This window comes from Brucella pituitosa (assembly GCF_003049685.1).
In the GTDB taxonomy this organism is placed as follows: domain Bacteria; phylum Pseudomonadota; class Alphaproteobacteria; order Rhizobiales; family Rhizobiaceae; genus Brucella; species Brucella pituitosa.
On the sequence record NZ_PYSY02000001.1, the window covers coordinates 1,237,403 to 1,263,304 of the forward strand.

Consider the following 25,902-nt stretch of genomic DNA (forward strand, 5'->3'; position numbering starts at 1 on the left):
GATTTTATAATGACCGTAACCGTTCGTTTTGCACCGTCTCCGACGGGCTATATTCATATTGGTAACACGCGTACCGCACTCTCGAACTGGCTTTATGCCAAAAAGAATAACGGCAGTTTTATTCTGCGTTACGACGATACCGACGTCGAACGTTCCAAGCAGGAATATGCTGACGCTATTGCGGTTGACCTCGAATGGCTCGGCGTGAAGCCTGACCGCATTGAATACCAGTCAAAGCGTTTTGACGTTTATGCGAAGGCTGTCGAGAAGCTGAAGCAGGCGGGATTGCTTTATGCCTGCTATGAAACAGCAGATGAATTGGAACGCCGTCGCCGGCTGCGATTGGCTCGCCGTCTTCCACCTGTTTATGGTCGGGAAGCGCTGAAGCTCGCTGATGAAGAAAAGGCATCTTTTGAAGCAGAAGGACATAAACCGCACTGGCGTTTTCTTCTGCCTAATTTCGAGAGCGACCCGTTCGTAACAACGCGCACAGAAGTCCATTGGGACGATCTGGTTCGCGGTCCACAGACGGTCGATCTTGCATCGATGTCAGACCCTGTTCTTGTTCGTGAAGACGGTACTTATCTCTATACGCTGCCATCGGTTGTTGACGATATTGATCTGGGCGTCACGCATATCATTCGTGGTGATGATCACGTCACCAATACAGGTGTCCAGATTGCGATCTTCAACGCACTCGGCGCTAAATCGCCTGTGTTTGGGCATCATAATCTTCTGACAACGGTTTCGGGCGAGGGCCTTTCCAAGCGCTCCGGTGCACTATCGATCGGCTCGCTGCGCGACAGTGGATATGAGCCAATGTCTGTTGCGTCTCTCGCCGTGCTTATCGGTACTTCCGAGTCGGTTTCTGCTGCTACAGATATGGATGCGCTTGCAGACCGCTTTGACCTTGCTTCCATTTCTAAGTCATCGGCAAAATTCGATCCGGCTGAGCTTGATACGCTCAATCGGGCGCTATTGCACGAGATGCCTTATGAGAAGGCAGCAAGTCGTCTCGAAGCGCTGGGCATTCATGGTGCGAGTGCAGAGCAGTTCTGGTTGACTGTACGCGGCAATCTTGAACGATTTAATGATGCTGCTCATTGGTGGCAGATCATCAATGCTGATTTACCTGAAAATCCTGAGCTATCCGAAGAGGATCGTGCCTTCGTACGTGAATCATCCACGATGCTGCCGACTGAGCCTTGGGACAAACAGACTTGGAAGATCTGGACCGATGCTGTCAAAGCAGCAACGGGACGCAAGGGTAAGACACTGTTCATGCCCTTGCGCTTAGCGCTTACGGGGCAGGCGCATGGTCCGGAGCTTGCGGACCTACTGGTTTTGATTGGTCCGGATAGAACGAAGAGCCGACTACTCTGACTTTCGAACTTTCCGTATAAGTTCGCTCCGTCGGCGGCGTAGTTGCTGCCGGAGCGACATAAGCGGTTGGTTGCACCTTTGGTAGAGCCGTGGGCGCATAACCCGTTTCGGGCGCCTCATATGCCGGCACAACGAAATCTTCAACCGGCTCGCTCACTGCGTTCGCGACTTTGGCTTGACCTTGTTTCGATGCCTTGCTCGCAGATGATTTCTTTGGTGCAGCCTTTTGCATCTTCCGAGCTGGCATCCAGTTTGCGGAACATGCCTGCACAAATCTGCCAGCATGAGACCTACCTGCAATTGTAGCATTTAGCTCAGAAAGCTGGCTCTCTAGTGTCCTGATCTCTGATTGAAGCTTGTCCGCTCTTGCCTTAAGACGCGAGCAACCAGAAGATTTACTTGCAGAAATTCCAATACAGCTCAGTTTAGCCATCTCGGTGCGAGTTCGCGAAAGTTCTGCTTTATTGCGATCAAGCTTTAATTTTGCAGAAGCGAGATTACTCGTTAAACGTGCTTTTTCTTTTGGAGTACATTGCTGTATTGGTTGTGTTGTCGTGCAGCCAGCAACCAACACTGCGGTCGCCATCAGCGCCGCCCAAGAAGATACACGAAAAAAATTCTTATAAGCAATCATCATAGAACAAGCCCGTTCTGTTGTTCGTATGTGTCGATTGTCGTGTATTGCGATTAAAAAAGGATAAACGCCAAGTATGATTAATCATACTTGGCGTTTTTTATTAAAGCGTATTATTTATATTAAAGCAATAGCTTATTTAGCTCTGTCTTTTTACTTCGCCGGAGCGCTGAAGTGCTTCAACAACCGCAAGTGCAGTCATGTTAACCACACCGCGCGATGTAACCGATGGTGTAAGGATATGGGCAGGGCGCGCCGCACCAAGCAAGATGGGCCCGACATGCAGTGCATCGGTAACAGTCTTGACGACGTTCAGCGTAATATTCGCCGCATCGAGATTAGGGAAAACCAGAAGATTGGCTTCGCCCTTGAGACGGGAATTCGGGAACACACGATCACGCAGAGCTTGTGACAGCGCTGAATCACCATGCATTTCGCCGTCCGATTCCAGTTCTGGTGCCTTCTCAGCAAGGATTGCTGCCGCCCGGCGCATTTTCTCGGCGCTTGCCGACTCTTTCGAACCAAAGTTCGAATGCGAAACGAGGGCTGCTTTAGGCTCGATGCCAAAGCGGCTGATTTCTTTTGCCGCCAAAATTGCCATTTCCGCAATTTCTTCAGCTTCTGGTTCAACGCTGACATAAGTGTCAGTGAGAAATAGAGCGCCGCGCTGCGAAATAAGCAGGCTAAGTGCTGAATAATCACTGATGCCGGGCAGCTTGCCGATGATTTGTTTCACAACGCGCATATGGCGTTCAAAACGTCCTTCCAGACCGCAGATCATAGCTTCAGCTTCATCACGCATGACAGCAAGCGCTGCAATAGCGGTTGAATTGGTACGAACGATTGTGCGTGCTGCCTCAGGCGTCACGCCCTGACGACCGGTGTAGGACAAATACAGATCAACATAGTCGCGGTAGCGTGGATCATCCTCCGGATTGATGAGATCAAAATCCTTGCCCGGACGAATCTTCAAACCGTAGCGCTGAAGACGTGTTTCGATAACATGCGGACGACCAACCAGGATTGGCAGCGCGATGCGTTCTTCGATCACCACCTGTGCGGCACGCAATACGCGCTCGTCTTCACCATCAGCATAAATTACGCGCATTGGTTTGCTCTGCGCGCGCGCTGCAGCGAAGACCGGTTTCATAATGAGGCCGGAGCGGAAAACAAAGCGGTTCAGCCTGTCCATATAGGCTTCCCAATCGTCGATTGGACGCGTCGCAACACCGCTTTCCATCGCAGCCTTAGCGACCGCAGGAGCAATGCGCAGGATCAAACGCTGATCAAAAGGCGACGGGATAATGTGGTCCGGTCCGAATGTCGGAGTGTCGCCTGAATAGGCGCGGGCGGCTACGTCTGAAGGTTCTTCGCGTGCAAGTGCTGCAATGGCACGAACCGCTGCAAGCTTCATTTCTTCGTTGATCGCCGTCGCACCGACATCAAGCGCGCCACGGAAAATATATGGGAAGCAGAGAACATTGTTGACCTGGTTCGGATAATCCGACCGTCCGGTACAAATCATGGCATCAGCACGTGCTTCACGAGCGGCTTCCGGCATGATTTCCGGATTTGGGTTTGCAAGCGCCATGATAAGCGGCTTGTCTGCCATCTGCTTGAGCAGTTCAGGCTTGAGGACGCCTGCTGCTGACAGTCCAAGGAAGACGTCGGCGCCGCCAATGACATCGGCGAGTACGCGCGCGTCAGTCTTCTGCGCGTAAATTTCCTTCCAGCGATCCATAAGGGTGTTACGGCCTTCATAGACCACACCTTCGAGATCACAGACCCAGATATTTTCGCGCTTGGCACCGAGATTGACGAGGAGATTAAGACAGGCGAGTGCTGCTGCACCGGCACCTGACGTTACTATCTTCGCGTCTTCGATCTTTTTGCCGGCAAGTTCCAGACCATTAAGCACTGCCGCAGCGACGATGATCGCCGTTCCGTGCTGATCGTCATGGAAAACCGGGATATTCATTTTGGCGCGGAGCTGCTCTTCAACTTCGAAGCACTCAGGTGCCTTGATGTCTTCGAGATTGATGCCGCCAAAGGTCGGCTCCAGAGCAGAAACCACGTCCACAATTCGCCCGATTTCGTGAGCGTCGATTTCGATATCGAAAACATCGATATCAGCAAATTTCTTGAAGAGGACGGCCTTGCCCTCCATTACGGGCTTGGATGCGAGCGCGCCGATATTGCCGAGACCGAGAACGGCCGTACCGTTGGAAACGACTGCTACCAGATTGCCGCGCGCCGTATATTCGGCAGCAGCGGCAGGATCTTCATGGATTGCCAGGCAAGGGGCCGCGACGCCAGGCGAGTAGGCAAGCGCTAGATCGCGCTGATTGCCGAGCGGCTTGGTGGCCTGAATTTCCAGCTTACCGGGCTTTGGATAGCGGTGGAAAAACAGTGCCGCTTCGTCAAAATCTGAACGCGTGGAAGTGGAGGGGGTCTTTTTGTTGGTCATTATCGCATCGCTTTCCGGTTCATACGCGCAGCCGGGAGAGGGAACCGCGCAGTGACGCAAATTTGCGTCTTTTGAGCCATTATCGTTCTTATCTCAAACTATCAAATCACTATAGGCTCGATTTCGAGAAGCAGTTATTCCGCAGTCGCAGGGTATTACAAATGAAACTGCTTCTTTTATGGCGGTAGACATGCCACCAAGCGCTCCTACCAATCAACCGGATTTTGGTTGACGCGCGGAAATGTCCACCTGTTCCGAGTGTTTTTGCGCCCTCCATACGGTAGCGGGCATTATTTGCGATAAACATTCCTGGTGTCTAAACATCCAAAGAGGCACGGTTGCCAGTGTTAATATCAGAATTCTTATATAAGGCTATACTTTAATAGCTAACTAAATTGAACTATTTCGCTCAATTTTTTGAGGATTATACTTAGTGAAATTCAGTAAACAGGCTAAGGATATATGCCATGAGCGCCGGTCTTGAAGATGTGGTCGCAGCTGACACTATTTTGTCAGATGTCGATGGTCTTTTGGGAAAACTTATAATTCGTGGACGGTCTCTCGATAGTCTTGTTCCTCACACTCGTGTTGAGGATTGCATCGAATTATTGTGGGATGGCTTTTTTGATGATTTTCCCAAGGGGGCTGAACTTCAGCGTGCATTAGGCGAAGCACGCGTTCAAATCTTTCATCATACGGACGCAATTGATGACGAGCTTCTGGATTTACAGCCAATAGAAGCGGTTCGGGCGCTTATAGCGAGAATCCCGGATGGTGATGATCTCACGGCGGCTTTATATATGGTGGCTGCGCCTGCGGTTTTTACGCCAGCTATCATGCGTGCAAAGCGCGGCAGGCAGATGGTTTCGCCTGATCCATCGCTTCCGCATAGCGTTGATATTCTGCGTATGGCGAATGTTCGGATGCCTGAAGAATACGATGTTCAAGCTTTGGATAGTTATCTCGTCTCAGTTTCGGACCATGGCTTGAATGCGTCCACCTTTGCTGCACGCGTCGTAGCGTCGACCCAAGCCGGAATGACATCTTCAATTCTGGCCGCCATTGGCGCATTGAAAGGGCCACTGCATGGCGGCGCTCCGGCTCCTGTCCTCGATATGCTGGACGCTATTGGCAATGCGGAAAACGCTAAGCAATGGCTGGAAGATGCGATAGCCAGAGGCGAACGGCTGATGGGGTTTGGCCATCGCGTTTATCAGGTCCGTGATCCGCGTGCCGACGCTATTAAAGCCGCTCTTTTGCGCGTTCTGGAGAATAAGAGTAAAGACGAAAGCCGGTTGTTGTTGGCCGAAGCTGTTGAGGCCGCTGCAATTTCTGCATTGGCAAGCCATAAGCCAGATCGTTCGCTTACAACCAATGTCGAATTCTACACGGCCCTTCTTCTCGAACAGTTGGATTTCCCGCGTGGGGCCTTTACCTGCGTATTTGCTATGGGACGGGCAATGGGCTGGGCCGCGCATTGCCGTGAGCAGATAAAGGAAAACAAACTCATTCGACCGAAGTCGAATTACATCGGTCCAAAGCTGGAACTGGTAAGTTAAAATAAAGGTGGGAAATAGCTAACGTCACTGATTGATATGGATGGCTCGTAGTTTCTTTCTACCTTCCCAAAAGGCGCGGAACCTCCGGTTTCGCGCCTCTTTTTTCGTCGTCATATGTTTGTGACATGAATCGGGTTTTCTGCGCTCAAATCCGGGTTTTCCCAAGGTTGCCAACAGAAGGACAACCAAATGAGCGAAGAACAGATCGAGCCAAAGCAATTCCGCACTTTGTTTATCTCGGATGTGCACCTCGGCTCTAAAGCAGCTCAAGCCGAACTTTTGCTGGATTTTCTGCGCTGCCATGAGGCTGAGACTATTTATCTGGTTGGCGACATCGTTGATGGCTGGCGTCTGCGACGCAACTGGCATTGGCCGCAAGAACACAACGACGTCGTTCAGAAGCTTCTGCGCAAAAGCCGCAAAGGCGCAACTATCATCTATATTGCCGGCAATCACGACGAGTTCCTGCGAAACTTTCAAGGCACGCATTTTGGTGGCATTGAAGTCATGAACCGCGCCATCCATGAAACTGCAGACGGTCGTAAGTTTCTTGTTATCCACGGTGATCAGTTTGACGTGGTGGTGCGCAATGCACGCTTCATCGCTTATCTCGGTGATTGGGCTTACGATACGGCAATCTGGATCAACACAGTGATGAGCCGTGTCCGTGCCATGTTCGGATTGCGATATTGGTCATTCTCGGCCTGGGCCAAGTTTCGCGTTAAAAAAGCAGTCAATTTCATTGGCAATTTCGAAGACGTTGTTTCGGAAGAAGCACAGCGCATCGGTGTTGATGGTGTGATCTGCGGTCATATTCATCACGCAACCATCGAGAAGATGAATGGTGTTGAATATATCAATACGGGCGATTGGGTCGAAAGCTGCACAGCAGTTGTTGAGCATTTCGATGGTCGTATGGAGTTGCTGGAGTGGACAGAGCGCCTTAGTCAGCGGCCATCGCTTCCTGTCGTGCAGGAAGGCAATTCCAGTGGCAGAATAATCAGACTTCCGCGAGCAGCACGCAAAGCAGTGAACGGAAGCCGATGAAGAAACTGGTCATCGTCACCGACGCCTGGCATCCCCAAGTGAATGGCGTTGTAAGAACGCTGGCGAAATGCTGTGAACTGATGACCGAACGCGGTTATGAGGTTATTGTCATCTCGCCACAGGATTACCGTTCGGTTCCATGCCCAACCTATCCGGAAATTCGTCTGGCGTTGACAGCACCGTCCGCCTTTCGGCGAAAGCTGGCGCGGTTAAACCCTGATTATGTGCACATCGCAACAGAAGGCCCGCTCGGCTTTATGGCGCGACGTGCCTGCATCAAGATGGGGTGGAGCTTTACGACAAGCTTCCATACCCGGTTTCCTGAATATCTTCAGGATCGTTTTCCCATTCCGCCAAAGTGGACCTATGCGTTTCTGCGTCGTTTCCATAATGCAGCGTCGCACACACTGGTCCCGACCCAATCGATTTTGGACGATTTGCAGGGTCGCGGCTTTACCGGGCTGGAACTCTGGACGAGAGGCGTTGACCGCACACTGTTTCATCCGCGTGATGATGTGGCGAGAGAATTGCCTCAGCCAGTCTTTATATGTGTGGGCCGTGTGGCAACCGAAAAGAACCTGCCAGCGTTTCTGGAACTTGACCTGCCCGGAACGAAGCTGATCGTCGGGGACGGTCCAGCTTTGGATGACCTCAAATCGCGTTTTCCGAAGACTGTGTTTGTTGGCAAGAAAGAGGGAAAAGATCTGGCGCGCGTCTATGCGTCGGCAGATGTTTTCGTATTTCCAAGCAGAACGGATACATTTGGTCTGGTTCTGCTCGAGGCCATTTCATCAGGCCTGCCGGTTGCGGCATTTCCCGTACCAGGTTCTGCCGACGTTATAGGTGCCACCGGGGCTGGCATTCTTTCTGATGATCTGCACCAGGCATGTCTGAAAGCACTCGAGATGCCAAGCTTTGACCCAGCCGAAGTGCTTAAACCTTTTACGTGGAAAGCCTGTGCAGACATTCTCGAAAACGTACTCTCGTCAACAAAGAGTGTCGCACAGTCAATAAACAGGGCAGACAATCAGCCCCAGACGGTCGCTTCAGGCGGATAAACCAGAGCACCATCATAATGAAGGCCGGGGACGCGATCCTGTGCCAGAAGCAGTGGACCATCAAGGTCAACCACATTGGCTTTTTGTGCGAGCAGCACGGCAGGCGCCATCCCCAGCGATGTGCCAACCATGCAACCGACCATGACCTGCAAGCCAAGCGAAATCGCTTTCTCTCGCATGACCAATCCTTCAGTCAGCCCTCCAGCCTTATCCAGCTTGATATTCACGGCATCGTAGCGCTTTGCGAGGTCTTCGAGACCCTCCGATGTGTGTACGCTCTCATCAGCACAGATAATCACCGGACGGGTGATGCGGCTTAGAATGTCGTCTTTTCCAGCGGGCAGGGGCTGCTCGATCAGAACCACGCCAGCTTTGGCCGCCGCTGCCATGTTTTCTTCGATGTTATCATCCGTCCAGCCTTCGTTTGCATCGATGATAATACGGCTGTTCGGGGCGGCATTCGCAACGGCATGGATACGCTCTATATCGTTTTCACCACCCATCTTTACCTTGATCAGCGGGTAATGTGCGACTTTTGCTGTGGAAACTGCCATTTCCTCAGGCGTGCCGAGCGACACCGTAATTGCTGTCTCAACTGCTCGCGTGGGCGTCCCTAGCATATCAGCAACGCTTTTGCCGGACAGCTTTGCTTCCAGATCCCATAGCGCACAATCCACGGCGTTGCGTGCGGCACCTGCTGGCATGATTGTCTGGATATCCTGACGTGTGGCACCGTTTTCAATAGCGTTGCGAACGGATTCAACCTGTTCACTCACGCTTTCTATCGATTCGCCGTAACGGGCATAAGGAACACATTCACCACGCCCCAACCGGCCGTCCCGGCCAATCTCGCAAACAACCACCACGGCTTCTGTCTTGGAACCACGAGAGATTGTGAATTTCCCAGCGATGGGATAGCGTTCATGAATGATTTTCAAGCTATTGTGCATGGCTATGCCTTTTAGGACGCAGTATTTCGGTCGTGTAACGACTCGTATAAGAGGTTAGGCCATGTTGACCGACGCTGCCGACAAAGCAAGTGCTGCCGCCAATGTCGCGCCAAAGATTGATTTGGCCGAGCATGATGGCGCACGTCTCATCAGCTTGAGTGGACGTTGGATTTCGCAAAGCGTCAGCATTGTCGATAAGAAGATGCGTGAGCTTGAAAAGGTCGGTGGTTCGCAAGCCGTCATAATCGATGCGACGGACGTGGCAGGACTTGATACTGCCGGTGCATGGCTGATTGAACGGCTGCGCCAAAAGCTGTTGTCTCAAGAGATAGATGTTCGTCTTGAAGGCGTTAAACCGGCCTGGCTTCCTCTTATGGAAGAGGTTGGCAATTCTGTCGTGCGCACTTTGGATGTACCGCAGACAAAGAAGCCATTTTTTATCATATCCATGCTGGATGCTATCGGGCGGGGCGTGACCTCGATCTACGAAGACTTCCTGATGGCGATGCACATTCTGGGCGCTACTATTCGCGGCGCTCAGTTGAAAGCGGGGCGCGGAACCGGGATCCCAATTCCAGCAATCGTCAAGCAGATGGACCGGATGGGTGTGGGCGCAATCCCGATCATCATCCTCATGTCAACGATCGTAGGTGCCATTATTGCGCAGCAAGGCGCGTTCCAGCTTCGCTACTTCGGGGCTGAAATTTTTGTTGTCGATCTGGTCGGCATTCTGGTTCTGCGCGAACTCGGTGTTCTTTTGACAGCCATTATGATTGCGGGTCGATCGGGCAGTGCGATCACGGCTGAAATTGGCTCGATGAAAATGCGCGAGGAAACTGATGCGCTTACCGTTATCGGGCTTAATCCGGTTGGCGTTCTTGTTTTTCCGCGGCTTGTCGCCCTGGTCGTGATTCTACCGCTTCTGACCATCATCGCAGACTTGTCCGCTTTGATTGGCGCTGCAGCCGTCGCTTGGTTTTATTCGAATATTTCGCCAGAGGCTTTCATCAGCCGTCTGCATGACGCTGTGGCGCTCAACACCTATTTTGCTGGCCTCATCAAAGCGCCTTTCATGGCAATGATCATCGGCATTCTTGCTTCGGTTGAAGGCATGAAAGTCGGTGGTAGTGCAGAATCACTTGGCCGCCGAGTGACTGCTTCGGTGGTGAAGGCGATCTTCGTTGTGATCGTCGTCGACGGCATGTTTGCCATGTTCTATGCAGCCATTGACTTCTAACCCCTTGGATCCAAAGTTTTATGGGGTCTTTCGGACACAGTCGCGAACAAATCCGAATTAGCGCGGTCCCGAGCGGTTCAGTCGAATCGCAAGCTCGGTTAAAGAATACATATGGAGAATAACATCGATATTCAGCAGGAATTGCAGGACGCAGAGAACAGCGATGCGCCTGTGCCGATCATTTCGGTGCGGGATGTTACCGTTGGTTTCGGCGGGCGTGCTCCTGTGCTCGATAATCTGTCGCTCGATATCTACAAGGGTGAAGTTCTTGGCTTCATCGGCCCGTCAGGCGCAGGTAAGTCTGTGCTGATGCGGACCATCCTGGGGCTGAATAAAAAGCAGTCGGGCGAGATCGAGATATTAGGGCGTAATATCGATAAGCTGACTGAAATCGAGAAGATGGCAATCGATATGCGCATGGGCGTGCTGTTTCAGCATGGTGCGCTGTTTTCTGCCCTCAATGTGCTTGAGAATATTCAGGTTCCAATGCGCGAATATCTCGACCTGTCGCCAAAGCTCATGGACGAACTGGCGCGTCTGAAAATTGATCTGGTCGGATTAAAGCCGGATACGGCCGAAAAATTCCCGTCTGAGCTTTCAGGCGGTATGATCAAGCGTGCCGCATTGGCGCGTGCGCTGGCACTCGATCCAGATATTGTTTTTCTCGATGAGCCGACATCGGGTCTTGATCCAATCGGTGCTGCGGACTTCGATGAACTGATTGCCAATCTCCGCGATACGATGGGGCTCACTGTTTACATGGTGACGCACGACCTCGACAGTCTCTTTGCGATTTGTGATCGCATCGCTGTTCTGGGGAACAAAAAAGTTTTGGTTAGTGGTTCCATTGAAGACATGCTGACTGTAGACGATCCATGGGTAAAATCCTATTTTCGAGGAAAGCGCGCACGTCAGATTGACACATCAGCGCCGAGCAGACGGCGGCCCGGCAGCCGCTTGCAGACTGGATAAGATATGGAAACGAAGGCCAATTACGTACTGGTAGGAGTTTTCACGCTAATCGTCAGCCTGCTGGCTTTCGGTTTCGTGTACTGGATAGCTCGTTTCGGTGAAGCGCGGGATTCAGTTGAGCTCGACGTGCGCATACCTGGATCAGTTACAGGTCTGGGTATTGGTAGTCAGGTCTTGTTTAATGGTATCAAGGTCGGCGATGTCCGCTATCTGCATCTCGACGAAACCAATCCAGGAATGGTGATCGTTAAAACGCGCGTAAACGCAACCACCCCGATTACGCGCTCAACCGAGGCTACGCTGGGCTTTCAGGGTTTGACAGGTCAGGCCTATGTTGAGCTGAAAGGTGGTCGCCTTGACGAGCCCAATCTTCTTACCGAAGCAGCGAAAGAAGATACGGTCGCCCGAATAGATGCTGACCCTTCTGCCGTGAACAACCTGCTGGCAACGGCACAGGATATCTTTGCCCGGGCAAACTCCGTGCTTGGTGAGCTGGAAGGCTTTGCCAAGGACGCACGTGGTCCTTTGACTGATACGATCAACAACACCAAGACCTTCACAGATGCACTTGCCAAAAATGCTGACGTGATTGACGAACTTGGTTCGAACGCCGCAAACATCAACAAGATTGTTTCTGATGCACAACAAATGATGGCGCGCCTCAATGCTGCCTCCTCACGTGTTGAAAGCGTTATTGCAAAAGCAGACCAGCTGCTCTCCAGCGATGATAAAGACGGTGTGGTAGCACAGGCCAAGGCGACACTTGAATCCATTCGCCAGCTGTCGAGCAATCTGGATAAGCGTATCACACCAATCGCCAGCAACCTTGAGCGTTTTTCGGGACAGGGCCTGAGCGATGTTCAGGCACTGATTGGTGATAGCCGCCGCGCTGTGCAGCGTGTAGAACAGGCTGTGACTGACCTCGAACGCAACCCTCAGCGTTTGCTGTTTGGTGGCCCCGGTAGTGTTCCGCAGTATAACGGAAGGACGCGTCATTAATGTCCATTACAGGTTCTGTCGTGACAAAATCCCCTCGCAATTTGATCCGGAATGTTACTGCGCCCCTTCTGCTTGCAACCTTGTTGGCAGGATGCGGAACGACAACGCCGCTCGATACCTTCAGCCTGTCAGCGCCGCAATTGTCGAAATCTGCATCCGCGAGCCGCAAGAACCTTCAGATTCTGGTTCCTGCACCAAGCGCGTTGAAAGCGCTGGATAGCGAGAACATTGTCGTCAACACGGCACCCGGTGCGATTGAGTATCTCAAGGGCGCGCAATGGGGCGACAGACTGCCGAACCTCGTTCAGTCGCGTCTCGTGCAGGCTTTTGAAAACACCGGCGTCTTTGGCGGTGTAGGGCGACCTGGCGATGGCCTCGCTATCAATTACCAGATACTGACTGATCTTCGGGTGTTCAGTATCCAAACCTATGGCGCACAGAGGGCAGCCGTCATCGAAATAGCCGTCAGGCTTATGAACGACAAGAACGGCGAGGTACGCGCAACACGCATCTTCCGTTCAACAGTTCCCGTTTCAGGCACGACCAATAGCGGTTACGTAAAAGCTCTCGATGCTGCATTCGAACGCACTGCAAGCGACATTGTCAGCTGGACTATATCTTCGCTGTAAGTGTCGAAATTTCAGATCATTGAAGGCAGTTCGGGATGAACCGGACTGCTTTTTTTTATCACGTATCAGCGCCGCGCTCCCGCCACGCGGTTATTACTCCGATCTTAGAGCGTAATCCGGCCGGAGTGAAATGAGGGTCGGTAAGATTATGGTTCAAATAAAAGGGTTTAGAGCACCGATCTAATCCAATTAGACAGAGCTCGATTCGACGGTCCAGGACAAACGCAATGCCATTTGGCTTGCAACTGGATAACCAACATAGATCTCATCAAAATAATGCACTGCTTAAAGCAGCGACAATAAAAAACGCGGCCCGAAAGCCGCGTTCTTGTTTGTTCGTTCATCTGACTACGCTTAACGCAGGCGTCCACTTGCGTGAGCAAGCATGGTGTAAACCTTGCCGGTGTCCGATGTCAGGTAAGTCTGGGTCACCATGTTGTCGCGATCATTGCGGGCGACATCTTCAAGCAGACGCTGGAAGTCATCCATGTAACGGTCTACCGCACGGCGGAATTCACCATCAGTCTGGTACTTACGCTTGATGTCGTCAAAGGTCTGCTGACCCTTCAGCGTGTAGAGGCGGCGTGTGAAGACATTGCGTTCACCGCGGCGATAGCGATCCCAAAGTTCAACCGATGCTTCATGGTCGATTGCGCGAGCGATATCGACCGAGAGCGAGTTGAGCGATTCAACCACATGGCTTGGCGAACGTGGAGCCTGGGTAGGCTGTGCCTGCGAAGGTGCAGCAACTTCATCTTCGCGTGATGCGCGAGCCAGAAGATCGGAAACCCATCCACGTGGCTTTTCAGCTGACTGAGCAGGCTGCACAGCCTTCGGAGCTTCTGCCGGACGAGCACGAACGGCAACTTCGGCCTGCTGTGGATGCGGTGCTGCCACAGGTGCCTGAACCGGAGCAGGAGCAACTACTGGTGCTGCACGCTGAGTCTGGACCGGGCGCGAAACCGGACGATCTGCGCGGCTTTCACCGACATCGACCAGACGACCCGACTTGTTAACGATTTCAGCAAGCTCCTTGAGAGCGTTGATCTGTTCGCCAACAGCCTTGCGCATTGCGCTCGTCGTTTCCTTGGCTTCAGCTGGCATATCAAGAACGCCGCGCTTGAGTTCGCCACGTGTGGTGTCGAGCTCGCTACGGATTTCCGTTGCAGTGCGACGAATATCGTCAGTCGCGGCGGAGAACCTCTGCGATGCCTGCTCAACGATCTCGGCAACGCTCTCACGCATCTTCTCTGCCGAAGAACGTGTCTGGCCTTCAGCGCGCTGGAATGCCGAAGCAACCACGGTTTCAAACGACTGCATCAGTTTTTCGATGCCTTCAGACTTTTCAACCAGACCGGAAGCCAGCTTGTCGAGCGCCAGATGACGATCTTCAAGAGTGCCTGCGAGGCCATTCTGTGCCGAGCTGATCATGTCCGAAGCGGTCGAGAGAACTTTGCCGTGCTCTTCAAAGCGCTCGGCAATATCTGCGATCTGCGACAGCGTGCCGTCGGACAATGCGCGCAGCGTACCGATATTGGTGTCGATCAGGCCAGTCGAAGCCTGGAACATCTGCGCTGCACGGTTGGCATTTTCGACGAAGCTGCTTGTTGTTTCGACAAGACGACCATCGATATTCGTCAGATTGCGCGCAGCAGCATCGATCAGCTTGCCAAGTTCGCCGTTTGAAGCGGCGAGGCGATCGATCAATTCGCTGACATTTTCCGAAAGGCCGGTCTTTGCCTGCTGAACCGCTGCAATGGTTTCTGCCGTACGGTTGGCCAGTGCGTTGACGAGCGCTGCATTTTCAGCGCGCAGGCGATCAGTGGCTGCGTGGGTTGCTTCTTCCAGCTGTTCTGCAAGTCCGCGACCGCTATCCGCCAGACGCTGCACGAGAGGTTCGGCAGTATCATTGAGAATCTGCGTGATTTCCTGTGAGCGGGCCGCGAGAACTGCATTGAGTTCACGCGTACGCTCTTCAAGCGTAACAGCAGTCGTGTCTGTCACCTGAGCGATGCGTGCTTCAACGGAACCAAGTTCCATCGTGATGCGTGAACCAATGTCACCAAGGCGCGTTGCGATGGCATCTGCACGTTCAGCAAGACGGGCTTCCGTGCCGGACAGGTTCTCTGTAACGCTCGACGAGAAGGCTTCACTGTGACCAGCCAGCGTCTCGCTGGTTTTCGTCGCAGTATCAGCGATACGGGCTTCGATTGCCGACAGTTCACCGGTGAGGCGGTTTTCGATAACTTCAAGACCACCAGCAATCGCGCTCGCACGTTCTGCAAGACGCGCTTCAGTACCAGCGAGATTATCAACAACGCTGGCAGAGAATGCTTCGCTATGACCAGCCAGCGTCTCGCTGGTTTTCGTCGCAGTATCAGCGATACGGGCTTCGATTGCCGACAGTTCGCCGGTGAGGCGGCTTTCAATGGCTTCAAGTCCACCAGCAATTGCGCTTGCACGCTCATTCAGGCGGGCCTCTGTGCCAGCCAGGTTGTCAGCAACGCTTGCTGCAAATGCTTCGCTCTGACCGGCGAGTGTTTCGCTTGTCTTGCTTGCAGTGTCTGCAATGCTGCTTTCGATCTGTGCAAGACGCGATGCGATTGCATTTGCGCGTTCACCGAGGCGTTCTTCAGTAGCAGCGAGGTTGGTGGTGAGATCAGCACTGAAGCTCTGGCCGAAACCGTCGAGCGATTCACCAGCCTTGGCAGCTTCTGCGGACAGAACGCTTGCAGCTTCTGTGATTTTCTCACGCAACGAGCCAGCAACGACACCTGCACTCTGTTCAAGCGCGCGGCGAACGTTGTCGACGCCGATGGTGAGCGCCTTTTCCATGGTTTGTGTGCGTTCTTCGATAATGCCAGTCTGGCCTTCGAATGCGCGGGTAATGACATCGCTGCTGTTTTCAATCGCATTGTGCAGGTTTGCAGTACGCTGCGAAAGAATATCGCCGTGATCCTGAAGGGTCTGGCTAAGCGAAGCGGTGCTGTCAGTCAGCGTCTCACGGATCGCAGCTGTACGACCTTCAATGGTCTGCTCATGTCCATCAAGAATGTGGGCAAGGGCGCTGTTATGATCGTTCAGAACTGAACGGAGGCCGCTTGTGCGTTCCTCTACACGCTGAACGTGATCCGTGAATGTCGCTTCGAATGCATTGCGGCTTGCGCCAATCGTTTCGCTGATCGCCTGTGAACGTTCATCGAAGACGCGTGCCAGTTCCTGCTGATTGTCAGCGATAAGCGCTGTCAACGAGCTTACACGTTCATCGAAGGTCCGTGCCAGAACTTCACGATTTTCATTGAAATTATCGCGCAGTGCAGTCGTACGTTCATCCATCAGCTGAGCAAGAATCGTCTGATTTCCGGCAATGACGCTGTGCAAGGCTGCAGCGCGTTCGTCCAGCGAGCGGGCGTGATCAGCAAAGGTGGCATCAAGGCGCGAGGCGTTGTTAGCCATCTCTTCCTGCAGAACACTGGTTCTGTCGGCAAGAATGGCTGTATGCTGCTCTGCAGCTGAATTAAGAGCCGAAGCGCTGTTGTTGATGGCGCTCTCGATATCGCTCGTGCGTGCAGCAAGTGTATCGGCATGACCGCGAATGACCGCAGAAACGCGCTCGGTTTCACCTTCAAGTGACGATGCCAGGATATCGCGGCTTTCAGCAAGCTTACCCGCGAAGGACGACGCCTTCTCGTTGAGAATGCCACCCACGGTTTCGCTGATCGAAGTCAGATCATCGCTGATCTTCGTCTTCGTTTCATCGATCATGGTGCTGAATGCAGTACGGCCACCGGAGAAGGTTTCTGCAATCTCACGGGTGCGAGCAATGAGATTTTCATTGATCTGGCGCGAACGGGTTTCGAGAGCCGCATTGAGCTTTTCTGTGCTGCTGTCGAGTGCATGGGCGCGTGTTTCGAACTCGGTGAGGAGCGAACGACCACGTTCGTTGAGCGTTGTGTCAAGCTGCGTCAGACGCGCATCGAATTCGCTGACCATTGACTGCGTGGCTCCGCCCAGCAAGGTGGCGATCCCAGCGGTGCGTTCATCAAGCGCAGAGCTCACGCGTTCCGAAATGTCACGCGATTGCTGATCAAGCGTGGCAATGCGGGTGTCGAGTTCATTTGCAAATGCTTCACCAGAAGTGGTGATGCGCGTTGCGATATCGCCGGTACGCTTTTCAATCGCCTCAGCAATTGCGCCACCGCTTTCATTGATGCTGCCGATGAGGCGTTCACCAGAATCACCAAGAAGCGAGCTAAGCTGTTCAGATGCGGAGACAACATTGTCGCGTATGATATTGGCAGCGCTCGACAATTCTTCTTTCAGCTGCTCATGAGCGCCGGTAATTGAGGAGCGGACGCGCTCAGCATGGCTGACCACGGCTTCGCGCTCATTGCCAAGATCGCTGACGAGCGAACGGATACGGACTTCGTTGTCGCTATAAGCGCGTTCAAGCTGATTGACCTCAGACTGAACAAGCGTCTCAAGCTCAACAGCGCGTGCGAGCGTACGCTCAATGCCTTCGTTCATCGCAGCAACTTCGCGACGAACAGCCTGGCTCAGTGTGGATACACGATCACCAGCGGCGGCTTCAGGCTGCAAGAGCTTGAGAGCAGCTTCCGACATGCTGCGCGCTGCGACATGCATTTCCTGGGCACGACGGACGAGATGTGCGAAGCCCCAGAACATGACCACCGGCAATACTGTACCAGCGATTACGCCAATGCCGGCGGGGGACGTAAAGAAACCTTTGGTCGCCTGAAGGTTCGAAAAGACATCAGGGCTGATTGCCTTGCTGATCGCAATGCCACCGGCAGCCCAGAGCACGCTCATAGCTGTCGTTGTCCAATAGAGCTTGGAAGAACGTTCGGTTACACGGCGAGGCGCAGCAGCAATGGCTCTGCCATTGCGAGAATCATCGTTGGCAGGCGTGAGGGCGGCAGCAGACGTGGCAGCAACAACCGCCGATACTGGCGCCGATACTGACGATTGTGCTGGAGATGAGTTTGCAGGCTTTGGTGCAGCTTCCTGAACTGCGGGCTTGGTTTTGTTGGCGGGCTTCGGCGCAACATTAGCAGCTTCAGGCGAGGCGGATGGGAACACAGCATTGACGACTGGAGGCACAGGCGGCGCAGCTGGGCTTGCAATGACGGAAACGGTAGCAATCGTTTCGGCCTTTGCCGTTCCTTCCGTCGTAATGTCTACGGGAGAGACTTTCGCAGCATCGACCACTTTCGTGTTCTGCTCTGCAACCAACTCTTCGGCCGCACGCGAAATCTGCTCTTCCAGGTCATCGACTGAAAATTCTTCGCCAATCGCACTCAGGTCCATATCAATGTCGAAATCGTCGCCGAAATCGATATCGAGTGCCTGTTCAAGTGCCTGTTCGACCTCGTGGTCGAGCTTTTGCGCCTTGGATTTAGAAGCCATAGTCTTGCCTACCTCGTACTCATTACTGCGACGGCCGGATCATTATAGAGCCGTTACAAAACTTATTCCGCCATTTTTTATCGTATCGGCTCGGGCTTGTTAAGGAAATAGGCACCCGCGCCTGATGTCTAAAACTTTAAATACAAGGTTAACAAAAATGAGGGGACTTGCAAAAAATGCCGGATTTCTGGCGTTTTGACATTAACGATCATTCTGTGGAAATCAAACCGATGCGATAGAACACCTTAGCTCATCTCCGCTAAATCGTTAACAAAAATACGCGTTAAAGGAGAGCTGTTATTATTATTCTACCGATGGTTTGATTCATAAGGCCAGAAATCTGCACTGCGTTCAAACTAGCTGTTTCACCATCACAATAATGCTTATTGCGCCTGCACCACAAGGGTACATCAGCAAATTCTTATATTTACGGCTCAAAACGGCTTTGAAGCAATGGCATATTGGCGCAGTTATCTGCCGAATATGCTCCGGTGGTTGAAACTCCACGCATAAGGCCGTATTTGCCTCTGCGAGATATCAATCGCGCCGGGAAGGCGTGTGCAGGAACTTAAAATGACAAAAATTGTATTCGTATCCGCTGATGGCGCTTCGCGCACCGAAGTTGAAGCTGACAACGGATCGAGCGTAATGGAAGCTGCAATCCGCAACGGCATTCCTGGCATTGATGCTGAATGCGGCGGCGCGTGCGCCTGCGCGACCTGCCATGTCTATGTCGATGAAGACTGGACTGAGATCGTCGGCGGTCCAGATGCGATGGAAGAGGACATGCTGGATTTCGCTTACGAACCGCAGCCCAACTCGCGCCTTTCGTGCCAGATCCGCGTGACGGATGAGATTGACGGCCTCGTGGTCCAGGTTCCGGAACGTCAGAACTAATATTTCAAAGCAGAGTGGCGACATATAAGGAGCGTCGATGGTAGCCGAACGTCATTCTGACATCGCAATCATTGGTGCCGGGCCTGTCGCCCTTTTCTCTGTCTTCCAGCTCGGATTGTTCGGTTTCAAATGCCGGTTGTTTGACTCGATGGACCGCGCAGGCGGACAGTGCACAGCACTTTATACTGACAAACCCATCTTCGATATTCCGGCTTTTCCGGAAATTATGAGTGACGAGTTGGTCGATCGTCTGCTTAAGCAGATTGAGCCTTATCGTCCTGACTTTGAATTTAATCAGCTGATCTCAGGTATCACCGTTGATGAGCAGGGCGTCCAGCTTACAACTGCCGCTGCCGTCACCTTCAATGCCAAAGCTCTGGTGATTGCTTCAGGGCTTGGTGCTTTGATCTCTGCTGGTCAAATCGTGCGTCCCGATCCATTGGCTACGACTGGCGCTATGGCTGCTGTTGAGCGGTTCGGAAACGCAATTGTAGTCAGCTCCGAGACGTTTCGCACATCGCAGCCGAAAATATACGCTATTGGTGACGTTTGCCATTATCCGGGAAAGCTGAAACTCATAGTTTCCGGTTTCCACGAGGCTGCCCTGATGACCCAGGCCATCAGGCGCGAACTACAGCAAGCCAGATAAGATTCAGATTCTACTGAACCATTTTTTCGAGTTTATAAGTCAGCAGGCGTTCAAAGCGGCGTTCAAAATTGATCGTCTCGACCCGGTCGAACCGTTCCTGCGCCTTATCATGCGCAGCCATCAGGCGTTCCGTCACTTTATCAATGTCAGTGCGCAGGGTCACGCAATCGGTACGGCTCCGCAAGGAGCGTATCTCTCGCTCCATTTCGCTGGCATGGCTGCGGGCAATCACAATATGGCTTTCTTCGTGGCGTCGAATATCCTGATACAAAGTATCCCAGATCAGCGCGAGCTCGGGAGAGGCTTTGCGGCGCTGCTTCCAGCGTGGCAACATGACCTTTGCATGGACATTCACATAAACGTCCTGAACTTTGCAGGCGCGATCACCGGCAGCGCGGCCATAACGGACTTTAGCGTCGAAGCGGATTTCAGCTGCACCCGGATGATGCTGACCGGTTTTCTTGAGAAAAGGACCGCTGCGCGACAATGCCTTGTCGAGATCTTCAGCAGTCTTTCCGTTGACATTGTAATAGCTGAACGTCCGGAAAATGGATGCGGCTTCAGCGTGCGGTGCAACAACAGCAAGCGCCAACCCCAGAGCCAGAACCCGTTTTTTCAAAGACATGTTCCGGCACCTCTTCATAAAACCAGAAAGAAACTCGTAAATTCATTGATGAGCAACATGGCATGCAATCGTCAAGAGAACTATAACGACCTTCATAAAACGACATAGTGCCTGTTTGGCTGCATTCGGTTCGAAAAAAGACAATTGGAATATTCGTCAATGATGAAACAATGGCAACTTGCCCACGGTCGTAACCTCCAATTGGGTGCAAAATCTGTCATTATGGGCATTCTCAACGTCACACCGGATTCCTTTTCCGATGGCGGTCGCCACAACGATCTCGATAAAGCCCTCGACGTTGCCGAAACAATGCTCGCGGATGGGGCAACAATTATCGATGTTGGGGGAGAGTCCACACGCCCAGGCAGTGCTGCCGTTGATGCCGAAACTGAAGCAGCACGCGTTGTGCCAGTTATTCAAGCGATTACACAGCGTTTAGGCTGCATCGTTTCAATCGATACCTATCGCGCCTCAACCGCGCGGCTTGCGGTGGAAGCCGGTGCGCATATCGTCAACGACGTATGGGGGCTGCAACGGGAACCTGAGATCGCGCAAGTTGCAAAAGATACAGGCGCAGGACTGGTCATCATGCACACCAGCCGCGATAGAAGCACCGATCCTGACGTAATTGCCGATCAATTTGCATTTGTAGATGTATCGCTGGAGATCGCGGGCAGGGCAGGTATTGAAACCTCCCGCATCGTTCTTGATCCGGGTTTTGGTTTTGGCAAAGACAAGGACGAAGACCTTGCGCTGATGGCGCGCATGGAGGAATTGCAGCGGTTCGGTTATCCTTTACTCGTCGGAACCTCGCGCAAGCGCTTCATCGGTGCGATTACTGAACAGGTGGATCCTTTGAAGCGCGATGTGGGAACTGCTGCAACATCAGTTGCAATGCGTTTGGCGGGAGCCGACATCTTCCGTGTTCACAATGTCGCTTTTAATAGGGACGCACTTGCAGTTGCCGATGCTATCCTGCAAAGCAAAGCAAATTCAAAATAGGAACCATGGCCGTGTACACAATCCGTATCATGAATTGCGCATTCTTCGCGCACCACGGCGTCTTTGACGAGGAACACAAACTCGGTCAGCGTTTCTATGTCGATGCGATACTGGACGTCGATCCCGGCGACTCGCTGGACAATGACGACATTGAAGGCACAGTTCATTACGGAATCGCTTTTACTGTCATTCAGGACATCATCACCGGCCGTCAGCGTTATCTCATCGAGACACTTGCACTTGATGTCGGTAAAGCACTGGTTGCTCGCTTCCCGCAGATCAAACGCGCTGAAATCACCATTCGTAAGCCGAATGCGCCAGTTCCGGGCGTTCTGGATCATGTCGAAGTAACAGTGGTTTATCCGCGCTGATGAGCAACACTGCTATCTATCGTGCATGGCTGGGGCTCGGCGGTAATATCGACGATCCCGTCGCATCCATGGCCAAAGCGTTAAAGCTGCTTGATGCACGTGGCGACACAAAGATCGTCGCTGTTTCAAATGTCTATCGCACACCGCCCTGGGGTAAAACGGATCAGGCCTGGTTTCACAATGCCTGTGCGGAAATCGAAACTGCACTTGAACCACTTAAGCTTATTGAGACATGTCTCGACGTGGAACGTTCGCTTAAACGGGTGCGGTTAGAGCGTTGGGGACCACGCATTATCGACATCGATATTCTTGCGATGGAAAAATCAGGCGAGGCGATCGTCATGAATGAACCGGCGCTTGAGCTTCCACATCCACGCATTCAGGAACGCGCATTCGTGCTCGTCCCACTCAATGACATTGCTCCGACACTTAAGATTGCAGGCAAAAGCGTTTCTGAGTGGGAAATGGCGTGCGCCAGCTCTGAAATAGAAAAAGCCCGCACTGATGCGGGCTGGTGGCTTGAATAAACGCGCTGACTTTCAGCGTTTAATTTTTGGCGATGCTACCCACCGCCATGTTGTCGATGCGCTTCAAGCTCATCCCGATGACTGGAACGAGTTCCTTGTCAACGCGGACAGACACTGTGACATTCATGGTGTTTTTATCGGCAACGCGCGCAAGCATCGCGCCATTAAGTTCCTTGCGGTTCAGGCCGAGAACCACTTTGTTTCCAGTCACCGAACCTGACGTTACATTCAGCCCCTTGCCCTCTGCACCGTCATTGAACTTGCCGGCATAGCTGGAACCAACGCGCGTGACAGTTGCCTTCATTGGTTGAGAGAAAACACCGACCCGGCAAGAGCCATCCAGTGTCATGCCGACTGCGTCGTTGGGCGTTGTGCCTGCCAGCGAGCAAACAAACTTGGTGCCCTTATATTTCCCGGCGACAATTTCACCCGGACCGGACCATTGGCCCTCAATTGTCTGGAAAAACTGTTCATCCTTATCTGCGGCCAGAGCTGGCGCAGCAAAAAGCGATGCGGGCAGTAGCGTGAGGCATGCAGCGATGTAGTTTTTCATATTCAGCTCTGTCCCGGAATCTCGACCCTAAGGCACCATTCCAATAATTTATCTGTAAAGACTTCGCAACCGAATGCCCAACCATCGGGCGTCAGTGCGTTTCTTTGGCGCAAGGATCACAGATTCGAGCACCCGATACGTCTATCTCATATTCGTTGCGAATGGTTAATGCTTCGTTGTCATAGCCATTAAAGTCAACGTTATTACCAGAATATGAATGTACTCTAGAGCGCGTTTCGATCTGATTGGATCAGATCGGCGCTCTAAATATTTATTTTAACGCGCATCTTTGTCCGAAAACCGTTTCACACTTTTCGGGATGCGCTCTAGCTGCGAGATGTCGGTTTCGTGCCTTTCTCGCCGCTTATGCGCGCGATATCGCCAATAAAGTCACCAACGCCGGGACGTTTTTCCGAATTAAACGGAAAGGGGCGCACAACATCCATAGCTGCGATTCCGATGCGGGCAGTCATCAATCCATTGACTACACCTTCACCGAGTTTCGCAGAAAGGCGCGATGCCAGTCCATGGCCGATGAGCTGCTGAATGACACTGTCACCCATGGCAATAGTTCCAGTCACGGCAAGATGCGCCACGACCCGACGTGCAAGTTTGAGAAAACCCAATGTCCCCGGACGTCCACCGTAAAGCTGTGATAGCCGCCGGATCAGGCGGGCGGATTCAAAAATCACATAGCCGATATCGACAAGCGCGCGCGGGCTGATCGCGGTTACGATGGAAACTCGCTTTGAAGCATTCAGGATTAATGCACGCGCTTCACGATCAAGCGGGCGCAATATTTCAGTCTCAGCAAGGCGGATCAGATTGCGGCCATCGATAATATCATCAGCCAGCCCGTCGAGCATTTGTCGTCCACGTGCGGTTTCAGGCAGGCCTGCCGCTATTGTGCGAAGCGCGTCAACAGCCTTGCGTGCCGCTGCCATATCATCACGCTCCGCCGCATCGGCGGCATCTTTGCGCAAGTGCTGCACCGATGCCAGCCGCCGTAAAGCCCATAATTCTCGCACGATAATTGCAACGAATGAAGCAAGCGCAATCAAGGCCACGCCAAGCGCCGTCCAGCCAAGCCAGTCAGCACGCGTGAAAAGCGCCCGAATGAGGTCTTCGGTCCAAATGCCAATGGCAAATGAAACCAATATGCCGAGAGCCCCCAACAAGACCTTGCTCAAAGACCAGCGCCGCCGGGGCGGCGCTTCAAATGACGGGTCCAAAACTTCCAGTTCAGCCGCTTCCTCGTCGCTCAAGGCAAAGACGTCAGTTTCTGGAACGACCTTATCCAGGTCTGTGACAGCACGCGGACGACGCGGTGCTTCTTGCTTCGCCTCAGATGCCGAAACTGTTTCTGTTGGCTTCTTAACGGTAAACGCTGCGGGTTTGCGTGGAGGCTGCTCACTCATGCCAGACGATCCCCGATTAGAAACTGGAGTGCACGATCAAGCCTGATATGGGGCAATGAAAGAGTTAAACCTTCGGCTGTTTTCTCCAGACGTGGAGGTCTGAAACGCACGAAGCGAATGGCTGATTCGTGGCTCGAAAGTGAAGGCTCGAATATTACATTAGGATTTTTTGGTAAATCACCGGGAAATATAGCAGTTTCTGTTTCGCCATCGAACACTTCTGCATCAATTCGTTCGCCTCTAAGCGGTGTCCCGATGATGACTGGCAGTGTGTCCTTGCCTTCTTTCACAGTTGCTTCACGCGTGGCTCGAACAGCCGCCATAGCCAGCACGTCAATATCAGCACCTGAAAAATCAGCGCGTTCTATTGCGCGTTCAACAAGACGGCGAACAATCGCCTGCAACCTGTCATGGCTCTCGTGGTGAAGATGATCAGCTTTGGTAGCTGCAACCAGAATACGGCCAATGCGACGCTGGATAAGGCCAGTCAGTAGATTGGCGCGACCGGGACGAAAGCAAGAAAGAATGTCGGTCAGTGCGCGTTCAAGGTCGGCCACCACGGCACCACCTGCATTCATGGCTTGCATGGCATCAATCAGGATAATCTGGCGATCAAGCCGGGCGATGTGTTCACGGAAGAACGGTTTTATCACATGCGTTTTGTAGGCCTCATAGCGACGCTCCATCATTGCGGCCAGACTGCCGGTTTTGAAATCTTCCGGCTTCAGTCCGGGTAAGGGAGCAAAAGTAAGCGCGGGTGAACCTTCAAGATCACCTGGCATCAGAAAACGCCCCGGCGGCAGTGTTGACAGAGCACGTTCGTCTGCTTTGCCAGCACGCAGATAAGCCGTGAAGCTTCTGGCCAGTCGTTGAGCGGTCAATTCGTCTGCATTGTCGGACGGCGAAACGGTTTGCGCGTCGTGCAGCCACATCTGTGCAAGATCAATATGCGTTGGCTCACTGGCCAGAGCAAAGGAATCCGCACTGAATTCGCTATAGGTCTTTCCGAGCAGGGGGAGGTCGAGCAACCACTCACCGGGATAATCGACAATATCGACCGACAGTCGCCCCGGCGAAAGCCAGCGACCCCACGCGGATGCGGTCTCATATTCAATCGTGAGACGAAGTTGCGAGATAGCACGCGTCGAATCCGGCCAGATACGTTCGTCGAGCAAAGCCGAAAGATGTTCTTCATACTGAAAACGCGGAACGGCATCATCTGGCTGCGGTTCGAGCATGGAACGTGAAATGCGACCCGACTTGTAGGCTTCAAACAGGGGCAGGCGCCCGCCATGCACCATATTGTGCACCAGTGCGGTTATGAAAACCGTCTTACCAGCGCGAGAAAGACCAGTGACACCAAGTCTCAACGATGGAGACATCAAACCCGTTGCTCGATCTGTCAGCGTATCGAGCGCAATCCTTGCTTCATCGCCGAAACTGGTCAGTTTTGCCAATTGTTCCCTCGTGAGAATTACATCTTGTCACAGCCATACAT

Annotated in this window: 21 protein-coding genes; 13 read left to right on the plus strand and 8 right to left on the minus strand. The window is 52.8% G+C overall.

What is annotated here, in order from left to right; all coding sequences use genetic code 11:
* Positions 1-9: 9 nt before the first annotated feature.
* Positions 10-1,383, plus strand: a complete 1,374-nt coding sequence (gene gltX / locus C9380_RS06120) for a glutamate--tRNA ligase (protein ID WP_128093210.1) — start codon at positions 10-12, stop codon at positions 1,381-1,383.
* Here the strand turns inward: gltX and C9380_RS06125 are convergent.
* Both C9380_RS06125 and C9380_RS06130 read right to left on the minus strand, forming a co-directional pair.
* A complete protein-coding gene (locus tag C9380_RS06125; RefSeq protein ID WP_128093211.1) occupies positions 1,301-2,020 on the minus strand; it encodes a hypothetical protein in 720 nt (239 codons plus the stop codon). The two genes, gltX and C9380_RS06125, sit on opposite strands and share 83 nt — an antisense overlap.
* A gap of 136 nt (positions 2,021-2,156) precedes the next feature.
* Positions 2,157-4,484, minus strand: a complete 2,328-nt coding sequence (locus tag C9380_RS06130; RefSeq protein ID WP_024898719.1) for an NADP-dependent malic enzyme — start codon at positions 4,482-4,484, stop codon at positions 2,157-2,159.
* Between the two features lie 467 nt (positions 4,485-4,951).
* Here C9380_RS06130 and C9380_RS06135 point away from each other — a divergent pair, with 467 nt between their 5' ends.
* From C9380_RS06135 to C9380_RS06145, 3 genes are all read left to right on the plus strand, one after another.
* On the plus strand, positions 4,952-6,043 hold the full coding sequence (locus C9380_RS06135) for a citrate synthase/methylcitrate synthase (RefSeq protein ID WP_111787664.1): 1,092 nt from the start codon (positions 4,952-4,954) through the stop codon (positions 6,041-6,043).
* A gap of 189 nt (positions 6,044-6,232) precedes the next feature.
* Positions 6,233-7,090, plus strand: coding sequence for a UDP-2,3-diacylglucosamine diphosphatase (locus tag C9380_RS06140; protein WP_105705941.1), 858 nt, complete (start codon positions 6,233-6,235; stop codon positions 7,088-7,090).
* Complete coding sequence (locus C9380_RS06145; RefSeq protein WP_111787665.1) at positions 7,087-8,148, plus strand: glycosyltransferase family 4 protein; 1,062 nt, start codon at positions 7,087-7,089, stop codon at positions 8,146-8,148. The genes C9380_RS06140 and C9380_RS06145 overlap by 4 nt, the downstream gene beginning before the upstream one ends.
* Here C9380_RS06145 and dgcA read toward each other — a convergent pair.
* Entirely contained in the window at positions 8,118-9,098 is a 981-nt protein-coding gene (dgcA, locus tag C9380_RS06150) for an N-acetyl-D-Glu racemase DgcA (RefSeq protein ID WP_024898715.1), read from the minus strand. The genes C9380_RS06145 and dgcA overlap by 31 nt on opposite strands.
* A gap of 61 nt (positions 9,099-9,159) precedes the next feature.
* Here dgcA and C9380_RS06155 point away from each other — a divergent pair, with 61 nt between their 5' ends.
* The 4 genes from C9380_RS06155 (at position 9,160) to C9380_RS06170 (ending at position 12,935) form a co-directional block, all read left to right on the plus strand.
* Entirely contained in the window at positions 9,160-10,335 is a 1,176-nt protein-coding gene (locus C9380_RS06155) for an ABC transporter permease (protein ID WP_024898714.1), read from the plus strand.
* Between the two features lie 111 nt (positions 10,336-10,446).
* Complete coding sequence (locus C9380_RS06160) at positions 10,447-11,307, plus strand: ABC transporter ATP-binding protein (protein ID WP_036567651.1); 861 nt, start codon at positions 10,447-10,449, stop codon at positions 11,305-11,307.
* Positions 11,308-11,310: 3 nt separating this feature from the next.
* A complete protein-coding gene (locus C9380_RS06165) occupies positions 11,311-12,306 on the plus strand; it encodes an MlaD family protein (protein WP_024898712.1) in 996 nt (331 codons plus the stop codon).
* Complete coding sequence (locus C9380_RS06170; protein ID WP_024898711.1) at positions 12,306-12,935, plus strand: ABC-type transport auxiliary lipoprotein family protein; 630 nt, start codon at positions 12,306-12,308, stop codon at positions 12,933-12,935. Before C9380_RS06165 ends, C9380_RS06170 begins: the two co-directional genes overlap by 1 nt.
* Positions 12,936-13,289: 354 nt before the next feature.
* Here C9380_RS06170 and C9380_RS06175 read toward each other — a convergent pair whose 3' ends face one another.
* Positions 13,290-18,362: an apolipoprotein A-IV repeat region-like domain-containing protein gene (locus C9380_RS06175; RefSeq protein ID WP_128093212.1), complete on the minus strand. Its 5,073-nt coding sequence runs from the start codon at positions 18,360-18,362 to the stop codon at positions 13,290-13,292.
* Positions 18,363-18,935: 573 nt separating this feature from the next.
* On the opposite strand from C9380_RS06175, the gene C9380_RS06180 reads away from it, so the two are divergent.
* The gene (locus C9380_RS06180; protein WP_024898709.1) at positions 18,936-19,259 is read left to right on the plus strand and encodes a 2Fe-2S iron-sulfur cluster-binding protein; all 324 of its coding nucleotides are present in this window, start codon (positions 18,936-18,938) and stop codon (positions 19,257-19,259) included.
* A 37-nt stretch (positions 19,260-19,296) separates the two neighbouring features.
* Positions 19,297-19,908: an NAD(P)/FAD-dependent oxidoreductase gene (locus C9380_RS06185; protein WP_128093213.1), complete on the plus strand. Its 612-nt coding sequence runs from the start codon at positions 19,297-19,299 to the stop codon at positions 19,906-19,908.
* Positions 19,909-19,918: 10 nt separating this feature from the next.
* Here C9380_RS06185 and C9380_RS06190 read toward each other — a convergent pair whose 3' ends face one another.
* Positions 19,919-20,533 (minus strand): DUF922 domain-containing Zn-dependent protease, encoded by a 615-nt coding sequence (locus C9380_RS06190; protein ID WP_100559002.1) that lies wholly within the window; start codon positions 20,531-20,533, stop codon positions 19,919-19,921.
* Between the two features lie 159 nt (positions 20,534-20,692).
* Here C9380_RS06190 and folP point away from each other — a divergent pair, with 159 nt between their 5' ends.
* Genes folP through folK form a run of 3 tightly spaced genes read left to right on the plus strand, consistent with a single transcriptional unit; the run spans position 20,693 to position 22,433 of the window.
* Entirely contained in the window at positions 20,693-21,535 is an 843-nt protein-coding gene (gene folP / locus C9380_RS06195) for a dihydropteroate synthase (protein ID WP_100559000.1), read from the plus strand.
* A gap of 11 nt (positions 21,536-21,546) precedes the next feature.
* Positions 21,547-21,906, plus strand: coding sequence for a dihydroneopterin aldolase (gene folB / locus C9380_RS06200; protein ID WP_024898705.1), 360 nt, complete (start codon positions 21,547-21,549; stop codon positions 21,904-21,906).
* On the plus strand, positions 21,906-22,433 hold the full coding sequence (folK, locus tag C9380_RS06205; RefSeq protein ID WP_128093214.1) for a 2-amino-4-hydroxy-6-hydroxymethyldihydropteridine diphosphokinase: 528 nt from the start codon (positions 21,906-21,908) through the stop codon (positions 22,431-22,433). The genes folB and folK overlap by 1 nt, the downstream gene beginning before the upstream one ends.
* A 19-nt stretch (positions 22,434-22,452) precedes the next feature.
* Here the strand turns inward: folK and C9380_RS06210 are convergent, their stop codons facing one another.
* The 3 genes from C9380_RS06210 to C9380_RS06220 all read right to left on the minus strand — a co-directional run bounded on the left by C9380_RS06210 (position 22,453) and on the right by C9380_RS06220 (position 25,861).
* Positions 22,453-22,986, minus strand: coding sequence for a hypothetical protein (locus C9380_RS06210; RefSeq protein ID WP_128093215.1), 534 nt, complete (start codon positions 22,984-22,986; stop codon positions 22,453-22,455).
* Between the two features lie 326 nt (positions 22,987-23,312).
* Positions 23,313-24,404, minus strand: coding sequence for a YcjF family protein (locus C9380_RS06215; protein WP_128093216.1), 1,092 nt, complete (start codon positions 24,402-24,404; stop codon positions 23,313-23,315).
* A complete protein-coding gene (locus tag C9380_RS06220) occupies positions 24,401-25,861 on the minus strand; it encodes a YcjX family GTP-binding protein (protein ID WP_128093217.1) in 1,461 nt (486 codons plus the stop codon). Before C9380_RS06220 ends, C9380_RS06215 begins: the two co-directional genes overlap by 4 nt.
* Between the last annotated feature and the right edge of the window lie 41 nt (positions 25,862-25,902).